Consider the following 23,786-nt stretch of genomic DNA (forward strand, 5'->3'; position numbering starts at 1 on the left):
GGATTCCCCTTGACAAGAGTCTACTGGTGAAGGAAGTTCTAGCTAAGAAGTTATAAACTCTTACGAAGGAATAATTGATGAACAAAAGCAAAAAAAAGATTGATAAGGCTCCAGAGACCAAGTCCTTGACGGACCAGATCCTCGCTCTAGCCAATTCGGAACTAGGCAAACGTAATGCCGTAGAGACCATGGAAAGCGCTAGGGAATCTCTCGAAAGGATCAGAAACGCCAAGCGTCGAGGATCAAATTTCCTTAAAGGATCATCTGGAAGGTGAAGTCAGACTAGCTCTTTGGCGCAAGTTCTGGTTGCATATGGGCTCAACGCTGCCTTTTTTGCCGGGGCCAATTTCCTTATCGAATCCACCAGCGTTACCAATTACAAATTCAGGCGGGGGTCGGGGCTGAAGCTCCAAACAGTGTTTCCTCAAGAGCCTTGCTGCGAGACTTTTCTGTCGGAATCCTGTGTCAATGTCTAAGCCTTCATTCCCGCACTGTCACAGCTTTTTGACCAGTGCCGCACGCATAAAGCAGATATATGACCACGATGAAAACTCTGGTCCTTTGCCCAAAGCGGAACGTAATACATCGATCAGAAGCTAACCTGATTACCGGCGCCACAACGAAACTAATAGCCTCCAAGATTGCTCTCATCCTAATTCAGACGTGTGACCAACAGGACAAACGTGATTATTCTCCCCAGGTGAGCCTTTTTTTTCACGATCCCTTTTTTGCTCATACGGCTTAGTTGAAAAACGAGCGTCATTAATGGGCGTCGTGCTATAGTATTTCAAATAAAAGAACTCAAACAACGGGAGAGAGCCGGCGATCATAACAAACTCAATAACTGACGTTGAAGCCGCCCTACCCGATATGTTAGAAGAAACGGTTAATTGTTGATTCGGCCAATTGTGGAGGAAACATGGAAAAGAAATACAACCCCGAAGTCATCGAAAAGAAATGGCAGGACTTTTGGGTCAAAGAGAATATTTTCAAGGTTCAGCTCGATGCCTCTAAAGAAAAATATTATTTGCTCGAAATGTTTCCGTATCCATCGGGAAGAATTCATATGGGCCACGTCAGGAATTACTCGATCGGAGACGTTGTTGCCCGGTACAAGATGATGACTGGCTTGAATGTGCTCCATCCTATGGGTTGGGACGCATTCGGAATGCCCGCTGAAAACGCCGCCATAAAAAACCGGTCCCATCCAGCGATCTGGACGAAAAACAACATTAATGAGATGCGCCGCCAGCTCAAGCGTATGGGATTCTCGTATGACTGGGACCGCGAAATCGCCACATGCCACCCGGATTACTACAAATGGGAACAATGGCTTTTTGTTAGGATGCTGGAAAAAGGGCTTGTTTACAGGAAGAAATCGATCGTCAACTATTGCGGGACATGCGCCACTGTCCTCGCCAACGAGCAGGTGGAAGACGGGCGCTGCTGGAGATGCGCCGAACCGGTGATCCAAAGAGAACAGGATGGGTGGTTTTTCAAGATTACTGAATATGCAGATGAGTTGTTGGAATGGTGCGATCGTTTGACCGGCTGGCCGGAGAGGGTCTTGATAATGCAGAGGAACTGGATCGGCCGGAGGGAGGGAGCCAGAATTCTCTTTAACCTGGAAAATTCGGATCAGTCAATAGAGGTTTTTACCACCAGACCGGATACCCTTTACGGCGCAACTTTCATGAGCCTTGCGCCTGAACATCCCCTCTGTCTGTCTCTTTCCAAAGGAACTACTCAGGAATCCGCTGTGCAGGAATTTGTGAACCGCGCTCTGACCCAGGATTGGCAAAGTCGCGTGGGAGAAGAGGCTGAAAAAGAAGGCGTATTCACTGGAGCCTATTGCGTGAACCCTTTGACTGGCCGCAGGATGCCGATTTATTGCGCCAACTTTGTCCTGTATGAGTATGGAACCGGCGCTGTCATGGCTGTCCCGGCTCATGACCAGAGAGATTTCGAGTTTGCCGTGAAATACGGTCTGGAAATCGTAGTGGTTGTCCAGCCCTCAGAAAGGGTATTGGATGTACCGGCAATGACCGAGGCCTATGTGGGGGAAGGAACGCTGGTCAACTCGGGAGAGTTCGATGGAATTGACAACGTGTCAGGCAAAAAGGCGATTTCCGGGAAGCTGAAATCCATGAATCGAGGCGGTCCAACTATAAATTATCGTTTGAGAGACTGGGGTATTTCACGGCAACGATACTGGGGCGCCCCTATTCCGATCATACACTGTCCAAAATGTGGGCCGACACCAGTCCCTGACTCAGATCTTCCGGTTGTGTTACCAACAAATATAGAATTTCCTGAAAGCGGCCGTTCTCCGTTGCCTGACCTCGACTGGTGGGTCAACACTTCCTGCCCAAAATGTGGCTCCGCGTCTCGAAGAGAGACTGACACCATGGACACTTTTGTGGAGTCTTCATGGTATTTTGACAGGTATACATGTCCCCGTTACGAGGGGGGCTTGCTAGATCCGGCGCAGGACGTTTACTGGTCTCCCGTTGACCAGTACATCGGCGGAATAGAACACGCTATCTTGCATCTTCTTTATTCAAGGTTTTTTACAAAGGCGCTTAGGGATTTTGGTATCAAGAAAGAGAGTGAGCCATTCAAGAATCTCCTGACCCAAGGCATGGTAATTAAAGATGGCGCAAAGATGTCAAAGTCAAAAGGTAATGTGGTAGACCCGGAAGAACTTATAAACAAATTCGGAGCGGATACGGTCAGGCTGTTCTGTCTTTTCGCCGCCCCACCTGAGAGGGATCTGGAGTGGACATCTGAGGGAGTCGAGGGAGCGCACAGGTTCCTTAATCGGATCTGGACACTGGTGGGACAACACAAGAATTTGACAAGACCTAAAGTCGCGCCCACCCAGACTCCACTGGGCAAGTCTGTGAGACGTGTCACCCACAAAACAATCAAAAAAGTGACCGAGGACATAAGCAACAGGTTCCGTTTCAACACAGCCATCGCCGCAATAATGGAAATGTCCAATGAGTTGGCCAAAATATCTCAAGAGGACATTTCGCTATCCAATGACGTCAGAGACGCAATGGTGGAAGCCATCAGTTCCATGATACTCTTGATGTCCCCGTTTGTGCCTCATATATCGGAGGAACTCTGGAAAGCTCTTGGAAAGAAGAGCGGTTTGACGCTGCAACCCTGGCCCACTTACGATCCTGGCTTGATTGCAGAGGATGAATTGACCATCGTCGTTCAGGTCAACGGGAAGAAACGAGCGGAGATTCGCGTCCCAGTGTTCGCCACAGAGGACGAAATCAAGCAGGTCACACTTGCTGAAACCAACGTGCAGAGATTTCTCGAAGGACGTGTAATTAAAAAGATGGTTGTAGTGCCCGGCAAGCTTATTAATATTGTGGCCGGCTGATTCTGACATGCCCAGACCCTGGGTTTGATTTGATTCGACCATTATTTCAGTCAACAGGACAGTTCCCGGTCTCTAGTCGTATACTGAGACATTGGGTTTAAGAGCCGAAGCTGTGAACGATGCCTTCTATTCGCTAACTAATCGAATTTTCAGACTCGGCGCCCAGCGATCGGTACTACTCTTAGTTCTGTTTTGTTCAATTAGCGGTTGCGGTTACAAGTTCGGCGAAACCGTAAAACCAGCGGTGTTTCCGACAAGCGCCAAAACCATTCTTATCGAGAGCGCAACAAACAATACTGTCATCACAGGGGTCGAGACCGAATTGACGAACGAGCTTCGACGCGAGTTCGCTTTGGACCCGAAGCTGAAACCTACATTCGAAAACGGCGACGTGATCCTGAAGACGACAATCGCCTCTTATGAAGACACACCATCAGCATTCAGAGCTGATGGGAAGGAACTAACAAGGGTTGGGACTTTGCGTGTCGCTTGCCTTCTTGATCAATCCGGCGCAAATCGGCAATTATGGAAGAATGATTTTTCGGCTTCGTACACTTATACAGTTACAGACTCGATCCAGGGAACACTATCCAACCGGCGTCGCGCCATCTCCCAGATGATCAGGGATTTAACCCCGCGCATTCACAGGTCAATGTACGATTCATTCTAGACGCTGTGAATATCGCCTGGGGTATATGGATACGCACCTGTCGAGACCGGATGGGTTGACAGCCTGGGAGCTTGGAGAATATGAATCTATCAAATTGGTTTTTTTGTGAACTACGGTTGGAAAACTTTTTAGGGCGGAAAGGGAGGAGAAGTCATGGCTAAAAAGAAATTAACGGTAATTGGCGCAGGAAACGTTGGGGCTTCAGTGGCGGCTTACGCGTCAGCTCAGGAACTTGGAGATGTCGTCTTGGTCGATATTCTGGATGGTATTCCTCAGGGAAAGGGTCTCGATCTATATGAGGCGACGACTGTCCTGGGAGTGGACACGATGGTAACTGGAACCAGCGATTATGAGGCCACAAGAGACAGTGACGTAATTGTAATTACAGCCGGCATTGCCAGAAAGCCGGGAATGAGCAGGGATGACCTGCTGTCAACCAATGTCAAAATCGTCGGAGATGTGGCGGAAAAAGCGGCAAAATATTCTCCGGACGCGATAATTATAGTTGTATCGAATCCTCTGGACGCTATGGTCTACACGGCATGGAAAAAAACAGGTTTCGCTCCAAGAAAAATAGTGGGCATGGCGGGAGTGCTTGACACAGCTCGATTCAGGGCCTTCATAGCCGAAGAGATCGGCGTGTCGGTAGAAGATATTCACGCACTGGTGCTCGGGGGACATGGCGACACAATGGTGCCTCTGACAAGGTACTGTTTTGTGGGCGGAGTTCCTGTTACCTGTTTCCTGTCTTCAAACCGTCTGGAAGAAATCGTCCAAAGAACGCGCCAGGGTGGGGCTGAAATCGTTGGTTTGCTAAAAACGGGTAGCGCTTATTACGCTCCAGCGGCTTCTGCGATTCAGATGGCGCGTTCTGTTCTGCTTGATAAAAAAAGGCTTCTGCCCGTGGCGGCTTATCTGGAAGGGGAATATGGAGAAAAGGGAATTTTTGTTGGTGTTCCCGCCATCCTTGGCGCAGCCGGAGTCGAGAAAGTTGTTGAGGTTGATTTGACTCGCGATGAGTCTCAAGCCTTCAAGAGGTCTGCCCAAGCGGTAAAGGATCTCGTAAAAGAAGTAGATAGATTTCTGAGTTAGAGACAAGAATGTCGTTACCAAAAAAGTATTTCGTTGAAACTTATGGTTGCCAGATGAACGAGCATGACTCGGAAAAAATGTCCGAATTGCTTGAACAACTGGGATTGGAAGCGGTTGACTCTGTCGACACGGCCGATGTGGTGGTTATTAACACGTGCGCAATAAGAGAAAAAGCCGAACATAAAGTATACAGCTCTCTGGGCAAACTGAGGCTTCTAAAACGAGAAAATCCAAACATGATAGTTGTCGTGGCCGGTTGCGTTGCCCAGCAGAAACAAGACCAACTTGCGTCCAAGTTTAATCATCTCGACGTTGTTCTTGGTACCCACCACATCTCTGAACTGCCGCAATTGATTAAGCGCATTAGCGTAAGCCGTGAACGGATAGTTAAAAAAGAATTCGTCGATGACATTCAGTCCCTTCATATGCCGGCTCCTGGTCGTGGTTCCAGTCCGGTATGCTCCTATGTGACAATAATGCAGGGATGTTCCAATTTCTGCGCTTACTGCGTAGTACCCTATGCTAGAGGCAGGGAACAGAGCAGAAAAACGGAAGAAATCATTGAAGAAGTTTCAAGTCTTGCTTCTCAGGGAGTAAGAGAGATTACGCTACTGGGCCAAAATGTTAACGCCTATGGGAAAGATCTTGGAAATGGGACTTGCTTTGCTGGTTTATTAGAGAAACTTTCCCCTATCAAAGACATTAAGAGAATACGATTTACAACTTCCCATCCCCGCGACTTCGATTCGTCGCTCGCTGAGGCTGTTGCCAACCTGCCCCATGTTTGCGAACATGTGCACCTTCCACTCCAGAGTGGATCAGACAGAGTCTTGAGGAATATGAGGCGAGCCTATACTTTTTCAGAATATCTTGAAAAAATAGATATCCTCAGGAGCAAATCTCCCGGGTGTTCAATCACTGGGGATATGATCGTGGGGTTTCCAGGGGAGTCGGATGACGATTTCCAGCAGACGATTGAAGCTCTTGAACGAATTCGATTTGACCAGATTTTTTCTTTCAAGTTTTCACCTAGACCCGGCACCGCCGCTGAATACATGAGCGATCAGATTCCCGAAGAAGTTAAGAAAGCGCGGCTCGCCGCAGTCCACATCCGGCAGGACGCAATAACAGAGAACTACCATCGGCTACTTGAAGGAACTGTCGCAGAAATCCTCATCGAAGGTCGCAGTCGCTATGAAAATCAATTTTATGGAAGAACCCGAACAAATAAAATTGTCAATTTCGAGACCGTCGCCAATCGTTTTATCGGTGACGTTGCACAGGTGAAAATAATGCGTGGATTGAGGCACTCCCTTGTAGGTTCCGTAGTCTGATTTCAGATCTGGGATTTTTGGCGATTTTAGACAGGGTCAGGCTTACAGGTTTTAAAATTATTTGACTATCTGGGGGTGAGGCTGTTATTGTTAAATCGACCTTGTTTTTAAAACTGACATCCGTGAGAATGCGGCGGGCCCAAAAAAAAGAAGCCCGACCGGTGGGGTCGAGCTGGGAGACGCCGTTATACGGCCGGGCTCACAAAAACGAATGGCCGATAAATACTAGAGAATTGCGCGTCTCGAACTGATTTGATCCGAAATTACTTGGTTGTTGATCGCTAGGAACTCCGGATCTTATCGTCGAGGTTCCCTGTGTACTCATCGGCCGACAGAAAACTTTAAGTTCTATTTAGAATATGAAGCCCATTTCCAGGTAACCGCCTTCAAGTGCGGTTTTCAGAATGTAGTCCGACGGGCATTTCTTGAGGTCGATCAGCCTGTATCCACCTTTCATGTAACCCCATCGTCCGCAGTTCATCGGGATGGTGTATCTTCCACCTGCCTGCACGTCCACACCTTCTACATCATCCACAAACAGCGCTGTCGCTTTCGCGTCGCAGGAGAATGTGCCACCATTGAGGTTTGTCGCGACACACTTCTGAAATTCAACTCCTACAGCCGCAGTATCCATACTTTTACTGAAAGTGTTCTGGTAATTTCCGCAGAAGTAACAATTAGCGTCTATGCGATCATCAGCGTGCATAAAGCCGCCGAATAGGCTCAGGGTTGCTTTACAACTCTTGAGAGCGTCATACACAAGTCCAACTTTTTGATAGCCATGTTGCCATCGGCTCTGAATCTGCTGCCCTGGAGACCAAAGTTGCGGACTCGATCCTCCCCCCTGGAACCCAAAGTAAAACCAGTTATCAACCCATTTCCCGCCTTTTACCTCGGTCCACAACCCTGAGTATTGGATACCCCAGTTGCATCGGAACTGATATTTGGCGTTGACTTCAGGAATCACCTGGTGGGCCGGTAAACCAAAGCTATCGGTAAAATCGGCCTGTTCCTGGTAGCCCGAGCCCCATTGCCACGTATACCGTGGCCATTGGACTGCGCCTCTGAGGCGGGCGTAAATACCCTGAACACCAATTTGCCATTGTCCCGGCCTGGGCATCGGCAAGAAACAGCCCATAGCCGGAGCTGACATGGGTAAGAGAGTTGGTGGCAAGGCTTTGACCTTCGTTATCCTGGAAGGTCCCGGAACATAGGGATTCCCAGCCCAAGGAGCCGGAAACCCGAAATTCGATCGTTTTGCCTTGGTTTGCTGAATGGCGGGGCTAGCCACCATATTTGAGTTATTGGGTTTGAGTAGGACATCGAGCGATTCATCGGGGGCAACCGCCCACGACGGGCTCAGAAAACACATGGACACCAAAAGAACTAGACATACCAACGGCGTGTAAGGGATTCTTCTCAACATACCCTTCCTCCCAGCTCGAAATGTTGGGAATCCCTTTATTTGATAAGGTGCCATGCTGTCAAGAAAAAAATGTAGTTTTTTATTAGCTAGTTAAAAATAATACCTAAATTAAAATATATGCAACTGCATAACATACTAATTTAACCTACGTTTTTGTCGTCATCATCTGCATGAAAAAATATGACTTCAAAATGATTTTCATCCCTGAAACGAGCGCGCATTGACAACGCATACTAAATATTATAGCGCTATATACTTAATAAGTTTAATTTTTCTAGCATGGACAGAAACAGCGTTTTGACGCGTCAAACATGGTTTTCCAATTCATATTTCATTACTTTATCCAATAAATTCAGGAGATAACTTCATAATGTTTATATTTTTTCTACAAAACTGCGCGTCGCGTCTTCTTCGCACGCTCGCGCGCCTGGAAAAGAAACAGCCCTGCCCATACGGAATTAATCGAATCATGCGTATTTGGGGCGCCATTTCCCTTTGCTTCGTCCTGACCCTGAACATAGAGTCAAACGCGTGCGCGCTCGTTGATCCACCCCCATTGAATCCTCAACTGGAAAAAATCATCAACAGGGAATTACCTCAAAATTGCGATGTCTCCTGTCAGGTGGCGGACCTCAACTCGGGCCGAATACTTATGGAAAAGAATCCTGATCTGGCCTTGACTCCTGCTTCCACTCTCAAGATTGTTACATCGGCTACGGCTCTGTCCGCGCTTGGCCCTGATTTCAGATTTGTCACCGAAATTTTTACTGATCGAATCAAGGGTGGTTCTGTAGGCAATCTTTTTGTGAAGGGTCACGGGGATCCTCATCTCGTAACTGAGGAACTTTTCTCCCTGGTTCGGGAATTGATTGACAGGGGACTCACGGAGATCAACGGATCAATAGTGGTTGATGATTCGTTCTTCACGCCCGACGCCCCCCTCGATGAAGCTGAAGAACTTGGTTACCGGTCGTATCACGCTCCGTATAGCGCGTTGTCGTTAAATTTCAATTCGTTAAAAATTGCTGTCATTCCTGGCTCAACGCCGGGGTCGCCATCCCGTCTCATTATGGATCCCATGTCCGGTTACGCGTCTCTTTCGGGACACGTTCAAACCATCGCCGGCGGCAGTCCACTTAAGATTGAGATTTCCAAGAAACCGGCGACCAATGGAACTGAGCATGTAATGGTCGAAGGATCTATTGGAGTTGAGGCCCCTGCTAAAGGCAAATATGTGAATGTTCAGTTTCCAGCGCTTTATGCCGGTAATGTTCTGAAAGATCTTTTGATACGTGAGGGGATCAAGATTCAGGGAAATGTAGTTAAAGGCCTGACACCCCCTGCAGCGAAGCTATATCTTGAGCATCAATCTATGCCATTAGGCTTGATTGTTTATTGGCTGGACAAATTGAGCAACAACTTCATGGCTGAGCAAATTTGTTTGGCTCTTGGGGCTTATTCTCATGGGGCGCCTGGTACCCGTGAAAAAGGTTTGGACGTAATGAGAAAATTCCTGGTCCAGGCAGGAGCGCCAAAATCCAGTTTCTTTCTTGCAGACGCCAGCGGGCTGTCTCGAAGTAACAAGATAAGCGCGTCCGCTTTGGTCCGAACTCTGGCCGTATCTTCACAGGATTATTACACCAGCCCTGAATTCATATCTTCTCTCGGGATTTCCGGTGTCGACGGCACACTAAGGGAAAAATTTACGGACAAGGGCGTTAAGGGGAAAATAAGGGCTAAAACTGGAACATTGAGAGGCGTAAACGCATTGGCGGGTTATGGGTTGGACAAGAACGGCGCGCCGGTTGTATTTGCCATACTTGTTAACTGCGGCCAGAAAGGGGTCGGAATAATTGACTATGCCGACAAGATTATGCGCTCGATATTCAACGCCGTGCTGAATCGTTAGGAATAACGACCCAGCAACGGCGTTGGCTTAATCTTTGTGTCGTCTATCCGATCTTTGGGATCAGATTGACCGAGTCATTCAATCGTTTGACCACTTTGTCTTTCCCCAATATTGCAAGAAGCTCAAAAAGGCCCGGACCAACTGAAGATCCGGAAACAGCGGTGCGTGCGGCGTTAATTAGCAAACCCGCTTTTACCTGCTTTAGCTCAGCGAAATCGCGAAAGACATTTTCTACTGTTTCAACGTCGAAGCTCGTCAGTCCATTGATTTGCGCCGCCAATTCAGGGAGATATTCAGCCAATCTCGGGTCCTGGCCCAAATTCTTTTTTACGGCTTTTGGATCGAAATCAAAATCATCCGCGAAACAAAATCTTCCTCTTGAAGAAAAATCCGTTATGACCTGATAACGTGATCGCAATTGGTCAATAGCGTTTAAAAACCACTCCTTCTTGGCGGCGGAGTAGGATGGGTCCCAAAGATCATGCTCTTTCAATTCCTTTTCGATATAAGGAACAAGATCACTTAAGGACATGGTTCTAATGTATGTCGAGTTAAAATGGATCGCTTTCGGATCGGTCCAGTTTTTGGGGTCCCCCGGAACGTAATTGAAAATTGAATTGTGCCTGTTTATGCGGGATAAATCAAATAGTTCTATCAATTCTTCGCGTGAAAAAAACTCCGTTCCATCCGGAGAAGACCAGCCGAGAAGCGCCAGAAAATTGCAGAGCGCCCAAGGTAAAAATCCTCTACGTCTGTAATATGATATTGTTACGACTTCTCCGTGGACTCTCTTGGAAAGTTTGGCTTTCTTGTTGTCAAGAGTTAATGGCATGTGCGCAAATGTGGGGGGTTTTATTCCAAGGGCGTCATAAATCAGTATCTGCTTGGGGGTGTTCGCAAGCCCGTCAGCGCCTCGGATGACGTGTGAAATTCGGTCCAGCGAGTCGTCTACGGCATTTGACAGGATATAAAGAGGGCTATGATCCGAACGTAATATTACAAAATCTTCAATATCGCCGGCGCGCTTTTCAATTTTTCCGTATACAGCGTCTTGAAAAGATACCGTCGAATAACCGTCTCGAGGGACCTTGAAACGTAAGACGTTGGGACAACCTTCTTCAAGCTTGTGTTGAATTTCTTCTTCGGTGAGGTTTCGGCAACGGCCGTCGTACATGAATGCGATTTTTTTTGCCTCAGCCCCTTTTCTTTGGTTCTCCAGATCTTCTTTTGAACAAAAACACCGGTATGCGTGACCGGATTTCAAAAGTTGTTCAGCAGCCGCTTTATGCTTTTCCAGATTGTGTGTCTGAAAATAAGGGCCTTCATCCCAATCCAGCCCCAACCATTTGAGCCCCTCCAGTATTTCTTCGACTGAATCGTGTGTGGAGCGTTCCACATCGGTGTCTTCAACCCTGAGAATGAAAACACCATTTAATTTCCTTGCCCATAACCAGTTGTAAAGAGCGGTTCGCGCTCCACCCAAATGTAAATATCCGGTAGGTGACGGAGCGAACCGAACTCGAACCGATTTCAAATCAGTGTCTGAGTCTGAAATCATGTTTTGAATATTATTCTCCTTGAATTGGGTCCAAAATAATTACTGTATTGCTTGACGCCTTCTTGAATGTCTCACGATCTTTGAGATCGCCGACTATATCCCCACAGTGCATGGGAACAGTAATCTTTGCGTTGATATTTCTGGCGGCGTTTGCCGCTTCAGATGAAGTCATCGTGTAAGTGCCACCTATGGGTAGAAGAGCTACATCAGTGTCTATGTCGCTCATTTCCGGAATGACATCCGTGTCACCGGAATGATAAATCTTGAAACCATCCACTGTTAATACATAGCCTACCCAGTTGTTCTTTTTGGGATGAAAATCTTTGTTGGTGTTGTAGCTTGGAACTGCGAGAATCGTGACACCTTTTTCGACAATAGTTTGTCCAGGGGCTATTACCTTGAACGCGTTTCCAAAATCTGCCTTGCAGTCGGGTGGGCCCACTATCGTGGAGTCCTGTTTCCTGATTAGAGCTACATCCTCCGGCGACAAATGATCAAAGTGACTGTGGGTTATACAAATGAGGTCAGCGGGTTTGGGATTCGTGAGTTTCCAGGGATCGATATACACCGTGGCTTTAGAACCGTCGATACGGAAACTTGCATGTCCCAACCATTTAATTTTGTCTCTAACAAAATCTTCCAATTTCATCGTTTAATCCTCCCAAGATTGCGAGATTTGAGAAACGAGAAATCAAAGGCCATTCTAACAAATTGCGCCATTCTTTCAACCATGGTATATTTCGAGTCGTTAAGAAAGAGACCCCGATGACACGCAATATGTCTGGAGAAAAAGAGTCTTTTCCACATAAGACCAGAACGGACCAAGATCGATTCATTATAATTTTTGGAATCGTTTTGTTAATTCTGTTTATCACGATAACATACTTCAGTTTAAATTCCGAAACATCCGGGAGCGTCCCAAGACCAAAAGGGCCTGTCAAGAATCCGGGTAAAACGTCAGGCACGTCAGCGCCTAACGCAACTACATACAGGACCGGCTGTGATGAAAATTGCCAAGCTACGCTAAAAGTTCTCGGACGTGTCGCAGTGATTTCTTGAACGTATCATGAGAAAATTTACCAGTTTTCCGTTAAGACTTTTTCTAACCGGCCTAGCGACGCTTCTGCCCTTTGTCATTACCGTCGTCGTAGTCGGCTGGATCGTGAAGCTGACGGACGCGTATGTCGGCCCCAGCAGCTATTTTGGACAATTGCTGGGCACCATGGTGGGAGATGATTACAAGTATCCTGGTTATTTCATTGGGTACCTGGTGGTTATCCTGTGCATAATATTGCTGGGGTTTCTTGTAACAAGAGCCACCGTCTCCAGATTTCAAAAAAGCGTCAACCGTATGTTCGCCCGGATACCTATTTTTGGAAAGATTTATTCCGCCGTGGTGCAGGCGGTTGAACTTTTTGGCCAAAATGGAGTCGGAGTAGGACTGGAAAAGTTTGGAGGCGTGGGACTGGCCAATCTCGGGACCGTTACCACAATAGCTTTGTTGACATCTTCTCAACGTTATACGCTTTCAGATGGTAAAGCCTATGTTCTAGTCTTCGTGCCTAATTCTCCCATTCCCGCTACGGGATTCAATGTTCTGGTGCCTGAAGAAAATTTCCAGAAGCTCGACATACCAATGGAAGATCTCATTAAGCTTACTATGTCATTTGGTCTTCTCGGCCCTCAAATAATCTGCTCAAATACAACCTCGATAGTCTGTGGGACCAATCCTACGGATGACAAGACTGGCCAGACGTAATAAGAAGTTCATGTTTCCTGTAATTTCTTGGTCACTGTGAATTTGGCTCCTTTATTGTCTCACTTGTTTTACAAATGAAATTTTCAACAGTTCAATCTTCCCACAGAGGCGCTAATTTAAGTATCCACCTGGTCATATAAACGCCGGTCACGGACGATAGAGCCACTACCGGGATCATAACCGCCCAGGCTCGCCAATCCAATGGAACTACCCCGAAAAAAACACTTACGGGCGTATACAACGCCAGAAGCTGTAAACATATTGCAAAACCATAACTCCAGAGTAACGGCCTATTGGACCATATTGAGAGCGCGTCCAGTTGGCGGACCACCAGAATGCGCGTAAAAGCGTGCAAGACTATACTTGTGAAAAGCATGGTTCTAGCGTAAGTGACTCCTCCGAATTTTAAGCCTACCCAGAAAATGAACAGATAGGCTACGAGGGTTCTCAGAATACTGCCCGCTATAGTCGCATAAATCGCCCTGTTGAGAATTGGTTCATCATGATGGCGAGGCCGTCTATTCATAAGCTTGGGAACGGCTGGGTCGGCTGCAAGGGCTGCCGCCGGTACCAGGTCGGTTACTACGTTAACCCATAAAAGCATTTGAGCCGACAGAGGGAAATATCCGCCTATGGAAAGGGCCAGGACCACAAAGACTTCTCCCAGACTGGTGCTTAAAAGATAATTTGTAAACTTCCTTATATTGTCAAAAATTCTTCGGCCTTCTTCTACAGCGGTTACTATGGTTTTGAAGTTGTCATCCAGGAGGACCATATCAGAAGATTCTTTGGCTATATCAGCACCCCGGACGCCCATTGCGACTCCAACATCTGATTGTTTGAGCGCCGGAGCGTCGTTTACGCCGTCACCGGTCATGGCCACAAAGTGGCCTTCATCCTGAAGCGCCTGAAGAACTTTTTGTTTTGTCTCAGGAGTGGCGCGGGCTATTATGTCAACATTGCGCATTTTGTCCCGGAGTTCCGCCTGAGACATCGTCTCGACTTCGGTCGATTCTAGGAATCGATTGCCTATTCCGATTTGTTTTCCTATGGCTCTTGCAGTGAGTTTGTTGTCTCCGGTGATCATGATCACTCGAATACCAGCGCCTTGAGCCTCTGCTATTGCCGATGCGGCCTCTGGTCTGGCTGGATCCTTCATGGCCTGGAAACCGAGCAAAGTGAGATTCTGCTCTGTTTCGTCATTGATTTCCATGGTCTCCAGTTTTTTTTCGGCAAGAGCGAGGACGTACATGGCTTCTTCTTCAAATTGATTCAAAGCCTGGTGGATCACCTTCATACGCGACAAATCTAGGGGTGTCTCCTTACCGTCAAACACCATGGATGAACAGCGGGAAAGAATAACTCCCGCAGCGCCTTTACAGTATGCCGTAAACCCATGGCCACTTTTATGGATTGTCGTCATCATCTTCCGTTCGGAACTGAACGGTATCTCATTTACTTTGGGAAAGTTTGTCCGTTCCAGCTCAACGTCCAAACCAACTGTTTGAGCCGCCTTGTACATCGCTGTGTCCACGGGGTCGCCGATTAACCTCGATTCAGGGTCCCTGACAATTATCGCTTCGTTACAGAGTGCGCCCGCTCTTATCAGTTCGATCTCATCACTATCGTGATTGTTTATATCCTCCAGATTGATTGGCCGGTGATCAGTCAGTATCCTTTCCACGGTCATTACGTTTTGCGTCAAAGTGCCCGTTTTATCAGTACAGATGGTATCTACCGAGCCAAGCGACTCCACTACAGCCAGACGTCTAATTACAGCTTTTCGAGACGCCATTTGGCGGGCTCCGAGCGCAAGAGCGAAGATCAGTACAATAGGAAGACTCTCCGGAATGGTCGCCACAGCCAGGCTCAGTGTGTTCAACAACACATCCACCACCTGCTCATGCAACCAGAAAAATAAAATCAGGGCCACGATTACCGCCAGCGCCCCCACTATTAGAGTCATCTGGCGAGCCATCACCTGGACTTCAATTTCGAAAGGGGTAGGCCTCTCGCCAATATGTCCCAGACTGACGGCGATTCTCCCAACCTCTGTGTTCATCCCCGTGCTGACTGCGACAGCCGTTCCCTTGCCGTGAGTTATGTGAGTGGAGCCGAAAACCATACTCGTTCTCTCCGCCAATGGAGCCTCAAGAGCGACCGCTGCCTCACTTTTCTCAACGCCAAGGCTTTCCCCGGTCAAAGCGGATTCATCTGTACGTAGGCTGTGAGTCATGATGACGCGGGCATCAGCGGGAACTTTTTGTCCGTGCGACAAGACAAGTATATCACCCGGCACAACCTGGTCCGCGTCAATCTCTTTGTGAACACCGTCACGAACCACTGTAGCTTTGAAACGGAGTAGCTTGTCCAACCCCCTAAGTTCTTTTTGAGCTTTGTATTCCTCGAAGAATCCAAGCCCGATGGTTATTGCTATGATCCCAAGGATGAACAGAGATGTAAGAAAACGATCCCCCTCACCGGGCATGAAACTGACAGCGTAAGCCAAGCCGGCCGCAAAGAATAAAATCAATACGAAAAAATTGGAAAATTGTTTTAGAAAAATTTCAAGGGGTGTTAGAGGCTTTCCGCGAATAATTTCATTTTTACCGTAACGCTCTAAACGTTCCTGGGCCTCACTTTCAGTCATACCCTCCATTCTGGCGCCGAGATTCTTTAATGTTTCCTCTATGCCCCGTTCATGCCACGCCATTGTTCCATCACCCCTCAATTAAGTATGTACAGATGACAACCCCTTCAGGTAAATGATCTTACTGTCAATTGTCATTCTTGGTAAATATCGTCATCTTAATATGTTATCCCTGAATGAAATTTATCCAGGTTTTTTCTATTTATGTTTCCTTCTTTAGAGTATAGGTTGCGCCGTGGACCAATTTACCGTCGTTTGTAATTATGGAGCCACGGTGACATTAAACCGGAAATTAGTTCTCGTTTCACTCCTCTATTTCGCTGAAGGTTTCCCTTTTGGAATAATCGAACAGACATTACCAATTTATTTTCGTATTCACGGGATGTCATTGACCGACCTTGGGTTGTTGAGTCTGGTGAGTCTTCCTTACGCTTTGAAGTTCTTATGGGCTCCAGCCATTGATTTCATTGGGGCCCGGAGGCAGTGGATCGGGATGGCTCAGCTTGTAATGGCTGGCTCCATCTTCCTGCTCTTACCGCTCGATCCCTCTAAACCAGGATTTTTATTGTGGTGCTCGATTGCTACCTTGTCCATTTTTTCTGCCACCCAGGATATAGCTATAGACGCCTATAGTATTGAACTCCTTGATTCCTCAGAGATGGGAATCGCCAACGGTTTTCGCCAGGCGGCGTACCGTGGAGCGCTGGTGGTGGCCGGGGGATTGTTTGTCGCTCTCGGAGGGTGGATCGGCTGGAGGTTCACATATTCGATAGCCGCAGGGATCCTGCTCATTTGCTTCGTATTTTCGCTCAAATTGCCTCACGTGGAGGTGCAGAGGCCTAAATTCTCATTCGCTTCTCTGATGGCTCCCGCCAGAGATTTACTTGAAAGGCCGAGAGTCCTTCAAGTGGTGATGTTTATATTACTTTTCAAATTGGGTGACATGGCGATTGGTCCGATGATAAGACCTTTCTGGCTGCACCGTGGGTTAAGCACAACAGAAATCGGGCTTATTACAGGCACTCTCGGGGTCTTTTCTTCAATTGCGGGTGGTCTGGCGGGCGGCGTTTTTATGGCTCGCTTCGGAATCTACATGGGTCTGTGGGTTTTAGGGATCCTCCAGTCTTTAAGCAACCTCTCATACGTTGTGGTAGCAGCGTATCCTCATCTTGGCCCCTTAAGCGTTTACGCCGCTTCCACAATAGAATCTTTTTGTGGAGGCTTAGGATCTGCGGCGTTTCTGGCTTTCCTCATGAGCATTTGTAGAAAGGAATTCTCCGCTACCCAATATGCCCTATTGTCGGCCCTGTTTAGAATGTCTGGAATAATTGCAGGCTCGCTGAGTGGATGGGCGACAATTGGGATAGGCTACACCAGTTATTTCCTTTTGACTTTCTTCTTTTCCATACCGGCTTTTGCGTTTATCAGGACCACACGCAAGTGGATTCCAGCCGAATAGCTGAATATGCACGACACATCCTGGTTCAGTTTTCGAGGCAATAAACTTTATAGAAACTCATGATGATGTGTGAAAATATTTATCCCAGGCTCCTCAGCCCTTGGCTTATGGAAATTCTACCGGCTCTTATCGCAGGAGGAACGGCCGCCACAATTCCCACTCCGCAGGAGACAGCGAGAATCAACAGCACTGTTTCGTACGTAATATCAAAGACAGGCAGAAACGATTTCAGCTCGATTTGAAAAAGCATCCCACCGGGAAAAGCCAAGGCCGCTCCCAAAATCCCTCCCATTAGAGCCAAAGAAATCGATTCACCGCAAATTAAACCAAAAATAAACATTGGGCTAAATCCGAGCGTCTTTAGGACTGCATATTCGGCTGACCTTTCACGAGCGGTCATTGCCATGGTGTTTGCAAGTACAATCAGTATGATGCCTATAACAACAATCGAAATCACCCTGACTACAGTTAGAATCGCTTCTGTCATCGCCACGAAGCCCATTTGAAAGGCTTTTTCGGTCTCAGTTAGCGTTTCAGCCAGGGAATTGCTAAATAACTAATCAATTTCTAGTGATATATTAGGGGCTTGATCAGTTTCTTTAATTCTGGTCAAAAACCAGCCGACCTTGTCCGTAAGATCTGAAGAGCTTTTCTTAAGTCTTTCATTAAGATAGTCGTAATGAAAAAAAAGCGCAGTCTCATCAGTATTTTTCCGGGCCCCTTTGTAAATACCCCTGATGGTAAGTTCAATATTTCCCGGATATATAGTTCCTTGAAGGGGTATTGTATCCCCTTTCTTCCAACCAAATCGTTCGGCTGTAGCTCGGCCGACAATGGCTGAACCTCTGTCTTTTGCGAATTCTTTTTTGTCGGTTTCATGTAACAGAAACTCAGGATAAAGACTCAGATAATCCAGACCACTAATCGCAAATTGGGGGAAAAAGTTTTTCTTGTCCTTGTATACTCCTCCGTACCAGATCCCGTATCCAAGCCCATTCACACCCGGGACCCGTAGAATCTTATTTCTGTAGGCCAAAGGTAACTGATAGATTAGCGAAATTTTGTTTCGGGTAACCAAACGATTGGCGGATGACGATTCCACGCCCGCATACCAGGCCCCCACAAGAGTTCTGAGAATCCCAAACGCGAGCATTGCAATAGCGACACCTGATAAAGTCAGGACGGAACGCAGTCGATGCCTGAACACGTTACGTAAAATCAATTTCAACAAAACTGTTCACTCTGAGATGGGATTAAGAAAACTTATGTCGAGGCCATTTTTCGATAGTCGGAAATTACTTGGGAACAATTAGCTATACCATTTCGCAAATTGTTGAGAACTGAAACTCTTTCATCAATTTGTTCTTTGATTGATTCGTTGAGACAACTCACAAGATTTAAGACAATTCTGCAGGAAATTTTATCCGCCAATTTCTCTATTTTCTTTAATCGTCTAAATGAGAAAACAATTATGAGAATCAACTCAGTTATAAGAAGGGCGATTATTGACGCCAGGCCCTCGGAGCTGAAAAGTGACATGAAGAATTGGAGAATGTGATCCGGCACGCTCGTCCATAGAAAGCCTTGGGACATAGCTGAAAAAGAGTTCATGCCAGAGAGTTTCAAGGCCATGACGATGAAAGGGAAAAACAAAACTAGCCATTGTATGCCTCTTCTTAACCTTGAGACAAAACCGTTCCACGAAGCAATTGTTTTTTCCAGCGCTGTTTCCAAAGAGATAAATGACACTTTTGAGCATTTGTCACAAATGGACGCGCCAATTGCATCATTTATTGAACTCATTTCCCTGATCGTCGAAAATAGTAAAGTAGCTGAAACGTCGCTCAGGTTCTTTTCCAACAGCAATAATTTTTGTTGAGCGACTCTCGAAGATTCAGTTTGCAAGATTGTTTCCAGCTCAGATATCCGGAATTCTTTTCCTGGTAAGCGTCTCGATAAAAGCTTTGACATGACCAAGGACACCGGACGGACGGATTTATCCTGACCAGTAAGGATTTCCAACATTCTTTGTTTCAAAGAAGTCCGCAGTTCAAGAAAGTCCCGCTCTGAAATGAAGTCGGATTCCTCTGGGCTTATAACTTGAATTTGTTGAACCGCCTTTGATTTGGTTTCAAGATCAGCCTCCAGTCCCAACTGTTTCAACACAATCCCAATTTCTTCAATAAGATTGGCTTTTTTTACAATGTTAATTTGTTTGGCGTTCCACTTATCAGTAAGATATTTCCGCAATCTAACAAATTCATGAGACAAGAAATCACTTGATGAACCCTTTTCAAATTCAAGAAGGGCCGAAACACAGAACAGTTTCGGTTCAACAATACCGGCTTCTTCTTTCAATTTAAATCCAAAGTCTCCGGATATTTCCTTGATCCTCAAATATGGATCAGAACCACTATCTTCCAGGATTTGATCCATTTTGTTCAGAACAAAGATAAAGTTCTCTTGATGAATCAGCGAGGTCCGGAGCAAGTCATATAACGCCGCGTCCGCATATTTTTCCGGGCTTGCTACCCAGGCCACAGCATCCAGATGTGGTAGAATCCCGGCTACTACTTCCCGATTAGACGTCTCCAGGCTGTCTATGTCAGGAAGATCAAGGATCACGATTGTCTTGAGTGAGTCATTATGGTGAACATTATCCGGACTCTTGAAAATCTCCGCAAACTGATTTAACCCTCTCTCCTGATCCTCATGTCGATAAACTACGATCTTGTCGGTGAATGGCCGTCGATCTGAAGGATCAGAGATTCTACTTCCGGCAATCGCGTTGATCAGCGTTGACTTGCCTACTCCAGATCCACCTGCAAGGCCGAGGTATAAATGGTCGAATTCCCGGCCCGCTTTTTCGGATAATTCCTGTAAACGAGACTTAAAAAAATCCAGTCTCGTGTCGGTCAGGAGAAAAGCGCCGTACCCGTCGAGAAATTTAACTGTTCGATCAATGATGAGGTCTATCTCTGAGGAATTCACGAGAAAATAGCACCAACAGAGGAACAAAATTTAGAGAAGTTTGATGAGATGAAACTCGTCAGTCAATAACCACAAACTGGAAACTGATTCACAGAAGTGTCGTTCAGGGTATGCGACACACTTCCGAGTTTTTGCACTCCGCATCCAAAGGTCTCAACCATGGAAACCAAACAGGAATTGGCTTTAGCGACAGGCAAGGAGCCCTAAATTCTATAGCCCGACAACTTCCAGGCAAACAAACAGAAAACTTGCTCAGACTTACCCAAGGCAGAATGTGAAATTCAGTTTTTATTATGGTAGGCCAGATCGGAAGATCAAACGGGACACTCAGACTGCCGATAGTTTCAGGTGGAACCGGGCGGTCCGGAACACACTGACGAACTGGGGAGCAGTCGGCACAATGTCCAATGGTCAAAATTGCTAAACAGAACACCAAGACTAAGAATCCTTTGAGTTTGACATTATGCTTCATATTTAGCCTCAATACATAAATAGTTAGATATCATACATGATTATTATCAAGTATTATGTTAGCATTATATGAGGCTGTATGTCAACATTTCTAAGGGCGCTTCTTGAATCCACGGTCAGCCGTTAGAATTCCCACAAACCGAGCAATTGAGACCGATAAAAAAAGAGACGGCCCTCGAACGGGCCGCCTTTCTGATTGAGTCAAATTAATGATGAGACATCACGTCTTTATTTGTCTTCGAGCAAAGAGGCATGAGCCGCCGCAAGTCTGGCAATCGGCACCCTTGGGCCCGAACACGATACGTAGTTCAGTCCTACTTTATTACAGAATTTTATTGAGGCAGGATGCCCCCCATGCTCCCCACAAATACCGATCTTGAGGTTCGGATTGGTGTTTCGACCTCTCTTGACCGCCATATCCATCATGGCGCCCACTCCCTCCACATCAAGGGCTTCAAAGGGGTTGTCAGGCAGAAGGGCCTCCTCCTGGTAGAATGGGAGAAATTTGTTTTCTGCGTCTTCACGACTAAAGGAGAATGTCGCCTGTGTAAGATCGTTCGTTCCAAACGAGAAAAATTCCGCTGTTTGAGCTAATTTGTCGGCGGTAACGCAAGCTCGGACAACCTCAATCATTGTTCCAAACTTAAATTTTAGCTTCACATTGTATGACTGTTCGACAGTTTCGCGAATTTCATCAACATATTTTTTTACCCATTGAAGCTCTTTTTCCGAGCAGACCTGTGGAATCATTATTTCGGGATTAACGTCCAGGTTGTCTTTGACGCACTCTGCCGCCGCTTCAAGGATGGCCTGAATCTGCATCCTGTAGATTCCAGGATAGGTGATGCCGAGACGGACGCCTCTGTGTCCAAGCATAGGATTGACTTCCCTCAGAGTCCTCACTCGCTGAAGCATCAGCTCTCTCTTGCTGATAGCCGCCTCGACAAGCGCTGGATCCAAAGATGAAAGATTTATGGGTAATCTTGAAAGGCCTTCCATGTAGCTGGCGTGAGCGTCTGAATCTACCATTTTAACGGCTTCGAGGAATTGCTCCGCAGACCGTATCGTTGATCTCAACCCTCGCAATTCCTGAAGCTGCCTGACAAGCTCATTTTCGTTAGGCAAAAATTCATGTATTGGCGGGTCCAAAAGGCGAACTGTTACCGGATAGGGGGACATCGCCTTAAATATCGCTTTAAAATCTTCCTTTTGAATCGGAAGCAGTCTTCCTAGCGCGACTTCCCTGTCTTCCGGGGTTTCAGCCAATATCATATCGACCACTTTCGGCAATCGGTCCGCAGCGTTAAACATTCTTTCGGTCCTGCACAGGCCGATGCCTACAGCTCCGTACTGCCGCGCCTTAGCCGCGTCCTCAGGGGTGTCGGCGTTGGCCATGACTCCCAGCCGAGCTATATCATCCGCCCATGCGAGCAGTGTGTTCAAATGTTCGCTGAATTCAGGTTCAATCGTAGGAATTTCACCGAGATAGACATTGCCGGTGGCGCCGTCAATTGTAATGATGTCTCCTTCGTGGATCACCCTGTCGCCGACAATCGCCAACCTGTGCTCCGTTTGAACGGTTATGCCTTCAGCGCCCGCTACGCACGGTTTGCCCATTCCCCGAGCCACTACTGCGGCATGAGAGGTCTTTCCTCCGCGGCTTGTTAAAATACCCTGAGCCGCAAAGAATCCGTGTATATCTTCCGGTTTGGTTTCTTCGCGGACTAGAATCACCTTTTCTCCATTTTTGCCACGTTCTTCCGCACTGTCCGCGTCGAAAATACATTTGCCGGAAGCTGCCCCGGGAGACGCAGGCAATCCTGTCGCCAAGGGGACCGCCTCGTAATTCGGGTCTAAGCCGGGATAAAGCAATTGCTCAAGATGCTCCGGATTTATACGCAGTAACGCCTCGTCCTTAGTCAATAGCCCTTCCGCTACCATCTCGACTGAGGTTCGCACCATGGACGCTGCGTTCATTTTTCCATTACGGGTTTGTAAACAGTAAAGTGTTCCCCGCTCTATAGTAAATTCAAAATCCTGGACTTCCCTGTAGTGTTTCTCCAGTTTGTTCCTGAGGTTTTCCAACTGTCCGTACAGATTTGGCATTTCCTCAGCCATGACTTGAATGGGTTTTGGTGTTCGAATACCTGCGACGACATCTTCTCCCTGCGCGTTCACAAGATATTCACCAAACATAACGTTTTCACCTGTGGCCGGGTCTCGAGTAAAACCAACCCCAGTGCCACTGTCATTTCCCATATTCCCAAATACCATGGCCACTATACTTACTGCTGTCCCGTTTGCTTTGTCCGGCGTGATATTGAATTCGCGGCGATAATCGACAGCGCGTTTACCCATCCATGAATTGAATACCGCTTTAATGGCAATGTTCAACTGATCGTAGACATTTTCCGGAAATGGTCTGAACGTTTGCTCTTCCACAACATTGAGAAATAATTCACTAACTTCTTTAAGGTCCTCGGTGGTCAAGTCCACATCCGAAATTGCGCCGGTTCTTACTTTTACCGCCGCTAGAGTTTCATCAAAGTACTGGTCGGAAATTCCCATGGCGATTTTCCCGTACAATTGAATGAAACGTCGGTAGGCGTCATAGGCGAATCGCTCATTGCCTGTTTGAGTGATCAGGCCATGCAAGGTAGAAGAATTCAGACCAAGGTTCAATATTGTATCCATCATTCCAGGCATCGAAAGAGCCGAACCTGAACGAACAGACACCAGGAGCGGATTGCTCGGATCCCCGAATTTTCTGCCGGTAGCGGCTTCAACCTCGCTCATATGATTCTTGACCGCATCCATCAAACCAGCAGGAAGCTCGGACTGTCCAGAGTCCAGGTACGTCAAACACGCGTCCGTCGTAATGACAAATCCAGGCGGCACGTTTAATCCGATCTGGGTCATTTCACAAAGACCAGCGCCTTTGCCCCCCAATAGCTTCTTGTTCTTACCGTCTCCATCTTTGAATGAGTAAACGTACTTGTGGCTCATATCACACTCCATATTGATATTTTCTGATTATATCTCAGCGAGTTACCTATTCAGGAAAAACGTC

17 protein-coding genes are annotated in these 23,786 nt (G+C 46.9%); 8 read left to right on the plus strand and 9 right to left on the minus strand.

Annotated features, from left to right (window positions below; genetic code table 11):
• Positions 1-77 precede the first annotated feature (77 nt).
• A complete protein-coding gene (locus WC647_02250) occupies positions 78-275 on the plus strand; it encodes a hypothetical protein (GenBank protein MFA6221115.1) in 198 nt (65 codons plus the stop codon).
• Positions 276-480: 205 nt separating this feature from the next.
• Here the strand turns inward: WC647_02250 and WC647_02255 are convergent, their stop codons facing one another.
• Positions 481-651 (minus strand): hypothetical protein, encoded by a 171-nt coding sequence (locus WC647_02255; protein MFA6221116.1) that lies wholly within the window; start codon positions 649-651, stop codon positions 481-483.
• Between the two features lie 268 nt (positions 652-919).
• On the opposite strand from WC647_02255, the gene leuS reads away from it, so the two are divergent.
• From leuS to miaB, 4 genes are all read left to right on the plus strand, one after another.
• On the plus strand, positions 920-3,397 hold the full coding sequence (gene leuS, locus WC647_02260; GenBank protein MFA6221117.1) for a leucine--tRNA ligase: 2,478 nt from the start codon (positions 920-922) through the stop codon (positions 3,395-3,397).
• A 112-nt stretch (positions 3,398-3,509) separates the two neighbouring features.
• The gene (gene lptE, locus WC647_02265) at positions 3,510-4,067 is read left to right on the plus strand and encodes an LPS assembly lipoprotein LptE (protein ID MFA6221118.1); all 558 of its coding nucleotides are present in this window, start codon (positions 3,510-3,512) and stop codon (positions 4,065-4,067) included.
• Positions 4,068-4,220: 153 nt separating this feature from the next.
• Positions 4,221-5,159 (plus strand): malate dehydrogenase, encoded by a 939-nt coding sequence (mdh, locus tag WC647_02270; GenBank protein ID MFA6221119.1) that lies wholly within the window; start codon positions 4,221-4,223, stop codon positions 5,157-5,159.
• A gap of 8 nt (positions 5,160-5,167) precedes the next feature.
• Positions 5,168-6,493, plus strand: coding sequence for a tRNA (N6-isopentenyl adenosine(37)-C2)-methylthiotransferase MiaB (miaB, locus tag WC647_02275; GenBank protein MFA6221120.1), 1,326 nt, complete (start codon positions 5,168-5,170; stop codon positions 6,491-6,493).
• 352 nt (positions 6,494-6,845) lie between these two features.
• Here miaB and WC647_02280 read toward each other — a convergent pair whose 3' ends face one another.
• Entirely contained in the window at positions 6,846-7,919 is a 1,074-nt protein-coding gene (locus WC647_02280; protein MFA6221121.1) for a hypothetical protein, read from the minus strand.
• 370 nt (positions 7,920-8,289) lie between these two features.
• Here WC647_02280 and dacB point away from each other — a divergent pair, with 370 nt between their 5' ends.
• Positions 8,290-9,828, plus strand: a complete 1,539-nt coding sequence (gene dacB, locus WC647_02285; protein MFA6221122.1) for a D-alanyl-D-alanine carboxypeptidase/D-alanyl-D-alanine-endopeptidase — start codon at positions 8,290-8,292, stop codon at positions 9,826-9,828.
• A gap of 43 nt (positions 9,829-9,871) precedes the next feature.
• Here the strand turns inward: dacB and gltX are convergent, their stop codons facing one another.
• Entirely contained in the window at positions 9,872-11,386 is a 1,515-nt protein-coding gene (gltX, locus tag WC647_02290) for a glutamate--tRNA ligase (GenBank protein ID MFA6221123.1), read from the minus strand.
• 10 nt (positions 11,387-11,396) lie between these two features.
• Entirely contained in the window at positions 11,397-12,035 is a 639-nt protein-coding gene (locus tag WC647_02295) for an MBL fold metallo-hydrolase (GenBank protein MFA6221124.1), read from the minus strand.
• Between the two features lie 417 nt (positions 12,036-12,452).
• Between WC647_02295 and WC647_02300 the strand changes: the two genes are divergently transcribed.
• Entirely contained in the window at positions 12,453-13,145 is a 693-nt protein-coding gene (locus WC647_02300) for a DUF502 domain-containing protein (protein MFA6221125.1), read from the plus strand.
• A 91-nt stretch (positions 13,146-13,236) separates the two neighbouring features.
• On the opposite strand, the gene WC647_02305 is transcribed toward WC647_02300, so the two are convergent.
• On the minus strand, positions 13,237-15,858 hold the full coding sequence (locus WC647_02305) for a cation-transporting P-type ATPase (protein ID MFA6221126.1): 2,622 nt from the start codon (positions 15,856-15,858) through the stop codon (positions 13,237-13,239).
• Between the two features lie 172 nt (positions 15,859-16,030).
• Between WC647_02305 and WC647_02310 the strand changes: the two genes are divergently transcribed.
• Complete coding sequence (locus WC647_02310) at positions 16,031-17,254, plus strand: MFS transporter (GenBank protein MFA6221127.1); 1,224 nt, start codon at positions 16,031-16,033, stop codon at positions 17,252-17,254.
• Positions 17,255-17,333: 79 nt separating this feature from the next.
• Here the strand turns inward: WC647_02310 and WC647_02315 are convergent, their stop codons facing one another.
• The 4 genes from WC647_02315 to ppdK form a co-directional block, all read right to left on the minus strand.
• Positions 17,334-17,756 carry an FtsX-like permease family protein gene (locus WC647_02315; GenBank protein MFA6221128.1) on the minus strand — a complete coding sequence of 141 codons (423 nt, stop codon included), beginning with the start codon at positions 17,754-17,756 and terminating at the stop codon, positions 17,334-17,336.
• Between the two features lie 54 nt (positions 17,757-17,810).
• Positions 17,811-18,482: an ABC transporter permease gene (locus WC647_02320; GenBank protein MFA6221129.1), complete on the minus strand. Its 672-nt coding sequence runs from the start codon at positions 18,480-18,482 to the stop codon at positions 17,811-17,813.
• Positions 18,483-18,517: 35 nt separating this feature from the next.
• The gene (locus WC647_02325) at positions 18,518-20,245 is read right to left on the minus strand and encodes a GTPase (protein ID MFA6221130.1); all 1,728 of its coding nucleotides are present in this window, start codon (positions 20,243-20,245) and stop codon (positions 18,518-18,520) included.
• Between the two features lie 699 nt (positions 20,246-20,944).
• Positions 20,945-23,722 carry a pyruvate, phosphate dikinase gene (ppdK, locus tag WC647_02330; GenBank protein ID MFA6221131.1) on the minus strand — a complete coding sequence of 926 codons (2,778 nt, stop codon included), beginning with the start codon at positions 23,720-23,722 and terminating at the stop codon, positions 20,945-20,947.
• Positions 23,723-23,786: the final 64 nt, after the last annotated feature.

The organism is Desulfomonilaceae bacterium, assembly GCA_041662605.1.
GTDB lineage: Bacteria > Desulfobacterota > Desulfomonilia > Desulfomonilales > Desulfomonilaceae > CAJBEZ01.